Annotated in this window: 7 protein-coding genes and 1 pseudogene; 5 read left to right on the forward strand and 3 right to left on the reverse strand. The window is 47.7% G+C overall.

From position 1 onward, the window contains the following. Positions 1 to 6 precede the first annotated feature (6 nt). Positions 7 to 2,622 (reverse strand): DUF5686 and carboxypeptidase-like regulatory domain-containing protein, encoded by a 2,616-nt coding sequence (locus tag T538_RS0109475; protein WP_031533536.1) that lies wholly within the window; start codon positions 2,620 to 2,622, stop codon positions 7 to 9. Positions 2,623 to 2,867: 245 nt separating this feature from the next. On the opposite strand from T538_RS0109475, the gene T538_RS0109480 reads away from it, so the two are divergent. From T538_RS0109480 to folD, 5 genes are all read left to right on the forward strand, one after another. Next, positions 2,868 to 3,749 carry a glycosyltransferase family 2 protein gene (locus tag T538_RS0109480; RefSeq protein ID WP_031533537.1) on the forward strand — a complete coding sequence of 294 codons (882 nt, stop codon included), beginning with the start codon at positions 2,868 to 2,870 and terminating at the stop codon, positions 3,747 to 3,749. 121 nt (positions 3,750 to 3,870) lie between these two features. Further along, positions 3,871 to 5,628: a glutamine--tRNA ligase/YqeY domain fusion protein gene (locus T538_RS0109485; RefSeq protein ID WP_031533538.1), complete on the forward strand. Its 1,758-nt coding sequence runs from the start codon at positions 3,871 to 3,873 to the stop codon at positions 5,626 to 5,628. Positions 5,629 to 5,654: 26 nt separating this feature from the next. Beyond that, positions 5,655 to 6,296 (forward strand): DedA family protein, encoded by a 642-nt coding sequence (locus T538_RS0109490; RefSeq protein ID WP_031533539.1) that lies wholly within the window; start codon positions 5,655 to 5,657, stop codon positions 6,294 to 6,296. A 2-nt stretch (positions 6,297 to 6,298) separates the two neighbouring features. After that, the gene (gene ffh, locus T538_RS0109495; RefSeq protein ID WP_031533540.1) at positions 6,299 to 7,651 is read left to right on the forward strand and encodes a signal recognition particle protein; all 1,353 of its coding nucleotides are present in this window, start codon (positions 6,299 to 6,301) and stop codon (positions 7,649 to 7,651) included. 25 nt (positions 7,652 to 7,676) lie between these two features. Further along, on the forward strand, positions 7,677 to 8,555 hold the full coding sequence (gene folD / locus T538_RS0109500) for a bifunctional methylenetetrahydrofolate dehydrogenase/methenyltetrahydrofolate cyclohydrolase FolD (protein ID WP_031533542.1): 879 nt from the start codon (positions 7,677 to 7,679) through the stop codon (positions 8,553 to 8,555). A gap of 122 nt (positions 8,556 to 8,677) precedes the next feature. Here folD and T538_RS0109505 read toward each other — a convergent pair. Continuing rightward, positions 8,678 to 9,064: pseudogene (locus T538_RS0109505) on the reverse strand (group II intron maturase-specific domain-containing protein); the annotation flags it as partial. Between the two features lie 296 nt (positions 9,065 to 9,360). Then, on the reverse strand, positions 9,361 to 9,632 hold a 272-nt coding region (locus tag T538_RS18915; RefSeq protein WP_031541094.1), incomplete at its 5' end, for a transposase.

Here is a 9,632-nt window from a genome sequence, read left to right on the forward strand (position 1 = left end):
TGTTTTTTAGAAAGTTACCCTAAACATAAACCTAATGCCCCACTTCGTGCTTGTCGGAAGATCGAGATAGTTGAGTCTTCTGACATATTCGACATGGACAAGTTTGAAAATATTGTGGATTCCCACGATGGCCTCTACGTAAGGCCGTTTCGGGTCCATAACATAACTGCGGTAGATTGGATTTCCGTCCTCGCCGATGCGATATGTTCCGTCGGCATTATAGTAAGCCGGAAAATCCATCAGAATATCAGAATTCTGATTCTGCGCAAGGAACGGATTGTTCTTGTCAGTAAGCTTTCCCCACAGCACGTTTACGCCGATGAACTCGCGCCATTTAAGTTTTTTCAGCAGCGGAATTCGGTTGAAAATCTTTCCGTTCAAATCCCACGAAGTCTGCAAAGAGACATAGCGGTCGTTCAGGAACTCCATGTTGTTTATGAGGTTGAAAGTCTCGTCCTCCATGATGTACGACAGATTCGCCGCCGGCGTAATAAGCAGAGGATAAGGCACCTTGTTCCACTGTGCACCAGCCTTGATGTGCGTGTCAATCTTTCCCCACGAAGTGAGCCACAAGCGTTTGTAGAAAGTCACTTCTGAGAAATTGTACTTGTAGTCTCCGCCAAGCACATCCTTAAAGCCCATTGTGTGACTGATGGTGAACACCGGCGCATCGAGGTTGATAGGCACTCGTCGCTGCTTTGTGTTGATGAATGTCTCGCCCGGCGCAAAGCGGAAGAAGACCGTCGCCTCGCTGGTGGTGAAATCCTTACGGTCGTAGTAGAAATTAACGTCGCGGTGGTTTGGCAGATAACGATATTTCAGCTGGTCGCAAGCCTCGTTGTTACTGTTACGTAACTGAACCTGCATCTTGAAACCGTTCTCGTACTCGCGCTCGTATGTAAGCTGACCGTAACGCTCGTAAAGCATCTGGTTCACATCGGTAAACTTGAACGAGGTGAACATATTGTCCTTGTCGGTATGCACAAACTTGTCGTTTGGCGAAACCACATCGTACTGATAGTGGAAGGCGATAGAGTTTTTTGGAAACTCGCGCGGAAGATACTCCTTCTTGTTGAACGAATATTCAACCTCGCCCATGTACTTCCACCGGCTGTCGCGGAATCCGTATGCGCCATAGCCTTTGAAGAACCAATGTTTGTTGAGGTTAGCCGTTGTCTGTCCGCTCGCTCTCAGGCGCAATCCGTCAACCGAATTCTGTGTGATGATGGTATTGCACGGACCGATATCAATCTTGCTCGGATGGTCTTTGTCGCCCGTCTCAACGAAGTTCTCGATTAGGGCTTTCAGACAGAAGAGGACGTACTTGAAGCCCTTTATCTGCTGAAGACTCTTTACAAACACATCCATGTCGCCCTCGCTCTTGCTCAGTTCAACCTGTCGGTATTCCTTCCAGAAGCTGTCATCGCGCATCATGGCATCAGCCTCCTTAATCTCCCTGCCCTTGCGTTTGAAGAGCTGCTTCGGAAGTTCGTCGAAAGCAAAATCCTTGTATTTCGTAATTCTTCGAACCTGAAATGAATTCATGAAGTTTGCCACCTTCAGTTCGACAAGCATATCGTCCGACACAAGCACGCGCTCGCCCGACGGCAGCGTTTCGAACTCCTGAAGAATCTGCATGTTATCGACAAAGTTGATGTCGCTTTTCTTCGGAATATTGAGGTAGCATTTCTTTATCTGATAACTCGAATCGGCAAAGATATAAACGTGACCGGAAAATCCGAAATCCTGCGAATTGTTAGGCACGAAACTAACGTCAATGCATCTGGCGTTGTCAACCATCAGCGTGTCCATTATATAGTATTTGTAGAACCCGATTCCGGCGTTACTCACAGGGCTGTTGAACGGATATTGCAGAAGTCTTATCTCATCGTCGTAGATGTTCACATCGGTGAATACGTCCTTCATCACGGTTGTGAGAATGTCGCCCGTGTTGAGCAGCTCGTTCACACCCTGATTGTTCATTCCCTTTATGATGTCCTTCTCGCTCTTAGGGTCTTTGCGATAGATGCGCTGCGTAACCGTCTCGTTTACCGACACAGGCAGAATCTGCTTCTGCGTTTCGGGGCAGACTTCGAGTTGCTTCTTGAGTTGCGGCATATTCTTGAAGATTCCCTCATTCATCTTTGTCGAATCCATATTGTTGAACGAGAGCGTTATCTTCTGATACTTGTTGTACTGATAAAAATCGTGCTGAGCCAAATCGCTCTGCTTCTTAGCGGCAATAACCTTCTTCATCAGTTCTACCGCCGGATTGTTCTTACGGCTGTACTTCTGCTTTTTCGGTTTTACCACAACCTCGCTCAACTGAACATCGTCGGGCTGAATCTTAACCTTCAGTCGGCGCGTTGACGAACTGATTGTTACCGTCTTCTTAACGTATCCAACGGCAGAGAACGTAAGTTTCTTCCACTCCGGATGAAGCGGCAGCGTGAAGTTTCCATCAACATCAGAAATCGTACCGATACCCTTGCCGTCGTAGAATATATTCATATAAGGAATAGGCTCGCCGGTTGTCGACTCTGTTACAACGCCGGTAATCTCCTGAGCCGACGCAGCAATATAAACAAAGCACAGAACCAAGGCGATAAATAGTTTCTTCATTACAAATCTTTACCTTTAATATTAACAACAATTATTTGATGCACAGTCACTCTGCCAAAAACGCATTTGCGTGCAGGCGTTGCATCGGTTTGCGGCGCAAAGATAATGAAAACTCAAACACGCGCAAAAGTTTTCATACATTTTACACACATTTTTAGACATATTAGCGAAGCAAACACCAATAATGTTTTATTTTTTTATAACTTTGCAGAACCGTTTTTATTATTGAAGCCACTAAATTATATATGATTTCGATTCTTATACCAGTCTACAACAATAGTTGCGACAGACTTGTTTCCGACCTGCACAAGCAGGCCGAAGCATTTGGTATTGAGTTCGAAATCATTGTGATGGACGACTGCTCTACCGACGATGAGAGCAAACTAAAGAACCGCACGCTACGAAATCTCTGCCATTGCCGATACATTGAGAACGCGCAGAACGTGGGACGGTCGAGAATCAGAAATCTCTTGGCAGCCGAAGCCCGATTCGGCCTTCTTTTGTTTATGGACAGCGACGCCATCGTTGTACGCCCCGACTTCATCGCCAAATACTTGGAGGCGGCAAAGCAGCACGATGTTGTATGCGGCGGAATATGCCACTCCACAACGCCTCCGCCAGCCAACATGATTCTGCGCTACATCTACGAAATCGAATCGGAGAAAAAAGTGGTAAAGAATGCAGATGACAGCGACCCGTGCTCACCGTTCAAGACATTCAACTTTCTGATAAAGAAAGAAATCTTCGACCAGATAAAATTCGACGAAAGATACAGCGAATACGGTTTCGAAGATGCAAAATTCGGCATCGACCTGAAAACCAGAGGCTACAGCGTATATCAAATTGACAATCCGTTGCAGCACGACGGACTGGGCACAAACGAGGAATTCGTAAACAAGGTCGAGACATCGCTACACACACTCTACAAGTTCAGCGACGACCTCAGGCTCTACACCCGGCTTTTGCAGATGACAGACAAACTCAACGCCCTTCACATGCTTCCGCTGGCAAGAATAGCATATCGCATTTTCGGCTCGATGATGCGCAAGAATCTGTGCAGCAGCCACCCTTGCATCAGACTTCTGAACATATACAAACTGTGCTACTATTCGGCTATCAGAAAGTAATTTTTCTGCGTCACAAACTATCTAATACAACATCAGCGGACTACTTCAATATTTTATCTGACAAAACTGCCCGATAATTCAGCATAATTTTGTATTTTTGCATCCAAATTTTTGATTTATTATGGCAGAAAACATTGCAAACGAGGCCGCTGAGAAAAAAAGCCTCAATTTTATCGAACAAATTGTTGAGAAAGAGTTGGCAGAAGGAAAGAACGGAAAAAGAGTACAGACACGCTTTCCGCCAGAGCCAAACGGCTACCTTCATATCGGTCATGCAAAGGCAATCGCGCTTGATTTCGGCATAGCCCAGAAATACGGCGGCGTGTGCAACCTTCGCTTCGATGACACCAACCCTATCAAGGAAGACACCGAATACATAGACTCAATTAAGCAAGACATCGAATGGCTTGGCTTTAAGTGGGGAAACATATACTACGCATCTGACTATTTCCAGCAGTTGTGGGACTTTGCCGTTGAGCTTATAAAGCGCGGCAAGGCTTATGTCGACGAGCAGTCAGCCGAGACTATCGCCGCACAGAAGGGCACGCCTACACAGCCGGGAACAGAGAGCCCGTTCCGCAACCGTCCTATCGACGAGAGCCTTGCCCTCTTCGAGAAGATGAACAGCGGAACAGTTGAACCGGGAAAGATGGTTCTGCGCGCCAAGATAGACATGGCAAACCCTAACATGCACTTCCGCGACCCAATCATCTACCGCGTGCTTAACATTCCGCACATCCGCACAGGCAACAAGTGGAACGCTTACCCGATGTACGACTTCGCACACGGTCAGAGCGACTATTTCGAAGGCGTAACACACTCACTCTGTACACTCGAGTTCGTTGTTCACCGTCCGCTTTACAATCTCTTCATCGACTGGCTGAAAGAGATTCGCGGCGACGAGGGCGACATGGACGACAACCGCCCACATCAGACCGAGTTCAACAAACTTAACCTCAGCTACACTCTTATGAGCAAACGAAATCTTCTCGCTCTCGTAAAGGAAGGCTTGGTTAACGGCTGGGACGACCCACGAATGCCTACAATCTGCGGATTCCGCCGTCGTGGCTACAGTCCTGAATCAATCATCAAATTCATCAACAAAATCGGTTACACAACATACGATGCCCTCAATGAGTTCGAACTTATGGAGAGCGCGGTCCGCGACGACCTCAACAGCCGCGCCACACGCGTAAGCGCAGTACTCGACCCGGTAAAACTCGTCATCGTAAACTATCCAGAAGGTCAGGTTGAGGAGATGACAGCCATAAACAACCCAGAAAACGAGGCAGACGGCACTCACACTATCGAGTTCAGCCGCGAGTTGTGGATTGAGCGCGACGATTTTCAGGAGGTTGCCGAGAAGAAATTCCAGCGTCTTGCTCCGGGCAAGGAAGTGCGCCTGAAGAATGCCTACATCATCAAGTGTCTTGAGGAGAACTTCTGCAAGAAAGACGAAAACGGCAATATCGTAGAGATTTATGCCGAGTACGACCCAGACAGCAAGAGCGGAAGCGCAGGAGCCGACCGCAAGATTAAGGGCAAGACTCTGCACTGGGTAAGTTGCGCACACTCGCTGAAGGCTGAAGTACGTCTGTACGACCGTCTGTGGAAGGTTGAGAACCCACGCGACGAACTGGCTCGCATCCGCGAGGAGCAGAACTGCGAGGCTGTAGAGGCAATGAAACAGATGATTAACCCAGACAGCCTTCACATCAAGACAAACTGCTACATCGAAAAGTATGTTGCCGAACTGAAGCCTCTGAGTTACTTGCAGTTCCAGCGCATCGGCTACTTCAACATCGACCAAGACAGTACTCCAGACCACTTGATTTTCAACAAGACCGTTGGTCTGAAGGACACTTGGAAGAAGAAATAATAACATTAACAAACATTTTAAACTGAATGGATTTCATACAACAGCTACTTGAGCAGCTCGACTACGGAATGATTACTCTCCTGATGACACTCGAGAGTACAGTCGTTCCTGTGCCGTCTGAATTGGTCGTAACCCCGGCAGCCTACTATGCCTGTCGTCCGAACGCAGATATGAACATCTACCTCATCATATTCTTCGCGACACTCGGAGCCGACATGGGCGCAAGCATCAACTACGTTGCAGCAAAATATCTGGGTCGTCCGGTTGTATATAAGTTTGCCAACAGCAAACTTGGCAAGATGTGCCTGCTAAACGAGGAAAAGGTAAAGCACACCGAAAAATATTTCGACGACCACGGAGTAACATCAACTCTTATAGGCCGACTGATTCCGGGAATACGCCACCTCATCTCAATCCCTGCCGGACTGGCTCAGATGCACTACGGAAAGTTCCTTCTCTACACCACCATCGGTGCAGGAGCATGGCACACAATCCTTGCTCTTCTTGGCTACTATCTGAGCAAGATCGTAGAGCCGGCTCAACTTAACGGCAAAATCGAGGAATACAGCACTTACATCAAGTGCGTAATCATCGGACTGGTTGCTGCACTTGTTGTTTATTTCGTAGTAAAATACATTTTTGGTAAAAACAGAAAAACAGAAAAATAAATATGTTCGATAATCTAAGCGAAAGACTTGAACGCTCATTCAAGTTACTTAAAGGTGAAGGAAAAATCACCGAGATAAATGTTGCCGAGACTCTGAAAGACGTGCGCCGTGCCCTGCTCGACGCCGATGTAAGTTTCTTGGTTGCCAAGAAATTCACAGATACGGTAAAGGCAAAGGCATTGGGACAGAACGTACTCACAGCCGTAAAGCCAAGCCAGCTCATGGTAAAGATTGTTCACGATGAACTTACTGAACTTATGGGTGGACAGGCTGCCGAACTCGAACTGAAGCAGCATCCTGCCGTAATCCTCATGGCCGGTCTTAACGGTGCTGGTAAGACAACCCTCACCGGAAAACTCGCCCTTCTCCTCAAGACAAAGAAGAACAAAAAGCCTTTGGTTGTAGCCTGCGATATCTATCGTCCAGCCGCTATCGACCAGTTGAAGGTTCTTGCCGAGCAGGTTGGCGTTGCCGTTTACAGCGAGCCAGACAGCAAGGATGCCGTTCAGATTGCACTCAACGGTATCAAAGAGGCAAAGGCTAAGGGCTACGACACCGTTCTTGTCGATACAGCCGGACGTTTGGCCATCGACGAGGCTCTGATGCAAGAAATCACAGCCATCAAAAACGCCATCAACCCAGACGAGACATTGTTCGTTGTTGATGCCATGACCGGTCAGGATGCCGTAAATACGGCCAAGGAGTTCAACGACCGACTCGACTTCAACGGCGTTGTACTTACCAAGCTCGACGGTGACACACGCGGTGGTGCAGCCCTTTCAATCCGCAGCGTTGTAAACAAGCCTATCAAGTTTGTCGGTACAGGCGAAAAGATGGAGGCTCTCGACGTGTTCTATCCAGAGCGTATGGCAGACCGTATCCTCGGAATGGGCGATATCGTTTCGTTGGTTGAGCGCGCCCAGCAGCAGTTCGATGAAAAAGAGGCTGCCCGACTTCAGAAGAAGTTCGCACAGAACAAGTTCGACTTCACCGACTTTATGGACCAGATTCAGCAGATAAAGAAGATGGGTAACATAAAGGAGTTGGCAAGCATGATTCCGGGCGTTGGTAAGGCTATCAAGGATATCGACATCGACGACAATGCATTCAAGAGCATCGAGGCAATCATCCAGTCAATGACACCATACGAACGCGCTCATCCTGAATGTCTTAACAGTTCACGACGCAACCGCATCGCCAAAGGTTCAGGAACTGGAATTCAGGAAGTTAACAGACTTCTGAAACAGTTTGAGCAGACTCGTAAGATGATGCACATGCTGAGCGGCGGCGGTGGCAAGATGGCAAAGATGATGAGCCGAATGGGCGGAATGCCGGGAATGCCAAAACTGAAATAAGAAAAACAAAACATACAACTAACTTATGGAACTAATAGACGGAAAGGCCACAGCGGCCAAGATTAAAGAAGAGATTGCTGCCGAGGTTGAGCAGATTGTTGCAAATGGCGGCAAGCGTCCGCATCTGGCAGCCATCCTTGTAGGCCACGACGGTGGTAGCGAGACATACGTTAAGAACAAGGTTCTGGCGTGCGAGAAATGCGGATTCAAGTCAACGCTTCTCCGCTTCGAGGACGACATCACCGAAGAGCAGCTTCTTGCCGAGGTTGACAAGCTAAACAAGGATGCCGATGTAGACGGATTCATCGTACAGTTGCCTCTGCCAAAGCACATCTCTGAGCAGAAGGTAATCGAGGCTATCGACTACCGCAAGGATGTAGATGGCTTCCACCCTATCAACGTGGGCCGTATGGCTATCGGACTGCCTTGCTACATCTCAGCCACTCCAAAGGGCATTCTCGAGCTTCTGCGCCGCTACAACGTGCCTACAAGCGGAAAGAAATGCGTAATCCTTGGACGAAGCAATATCGTTGGCAAGCCAATGGCACAGCTTATGATGCAAAAGCAGTACGGCGACTCAACCGTAACAGTATGCCACAGCCGCTCAGAGAATCTGAAGAAGGAATGTCTTGAGGCTGACATCATCATTGCTGCAATCGGCAGACCAGACTTCGTTACAGCCGACATGGTTAAGGAGGGTGCAACAGTCATCGATGTTGGTACTACACGCGTTCCAGACGCCACAAAGAAGAACGGCTTCCGTCTTAACGGCGATGTAAAATTCGACGAGGTTGCCCCTAAGTGCTCATTCATCACCCCTGTTCCGGGCGGCGTTGGTCCGATGACAATCTGCATGCTGATGATGAACACTCTTAGCGCAGGCAAAAAAGAGTTCTACAAGTAAACAGATATTTAAGCATAGAGAAGAATCCCAGCACTTTCCGGGTGTTGGGATTTTTTTGCATAAAACCTACTCTGATTAGATTCACACTACACCTAAGCCTCCTTAAGACAAGCCCCACAATATCCCCATTGTCGTGCGTTGTAATCCTTGACTCCGCTTTTGATGAGGTCCCTTTTTCTGGTCTTGGGGAGTTCCCAAACATTCCATATACATACGTATTCGCTGTCTTAACCACTCATAGTTTTTTTGGCAGAGACGCTTCATATTGGCAAGGTGATAGTAACCTGCCCATCCTCGTATGTACTTCTTCGGTTTCTGCTTCCTCTTTTCATACCTCCAACCGTTGCTTCGGCTTGTCAGTACTTTAGCCGTGACTTCATCTTTGCCTTGGACTTTGGATGTACGGTGAGTTGGTATTTGCCTTTGTTCACATATAAGGAGTAGCCGAGGTATTTCACACCCTTGATGTATGAAACGACCGTATTTTCCTTGTTCTCCCTGAGGAATAAGAACCTTCCTCGCTTGCATGCCATAGGCCTTTATCAATGATTCCGCTTCGAAGGTATTTGTGTATAAGGCCGGGCTACTTTCCCAACTGACGCATCTTGCCGTTGTCCTTAGGTTTCTCAACTCTTCGGACAGGATTCTGACGGTAACTGCAGTAAAGCAAGGAGACTATCAGGGATTGTTGGTGACTTCCCCCCCATTAGACAATACTCATGCCGAGCATACAAAATGAGGGTGTGTCAAAATAGGCACATCCTCTTATTTGTTTTTTTACAGGCACGGCGTGGAAAGATTCCTTCTACGCTACTTTTTTGATGTAAAATCTGTCACAAGCACCCACGAAGCCGCATTTTGCGTTATATAGTCGGTATATCGGTATAAAAACAGCCTTTGAGAGACCGTTCTGTGCCTGTTTTCTCATCACGGCAGCCATTTTCTTGATGTCAAAGGCTATGGCGAAGAAGGCAAAGTCCATGGTGACCTTGCCCTTGCCGAAGTGACGGAAGCGCTTGTACTGCATGTTGTATTTCATCTGTCCGAAGACGGCTTCCGGTTCTATCGGACGCTTTG

This window comes from Bacteroides sp. Ga6A2, assembly GCF_000702225.1.
Classification (GTDB): domain Bacteria; phylum Bacteroidota; class Bacteroidia; order Bacteroidales; family Bacteroidaceae; genus Ga6A1.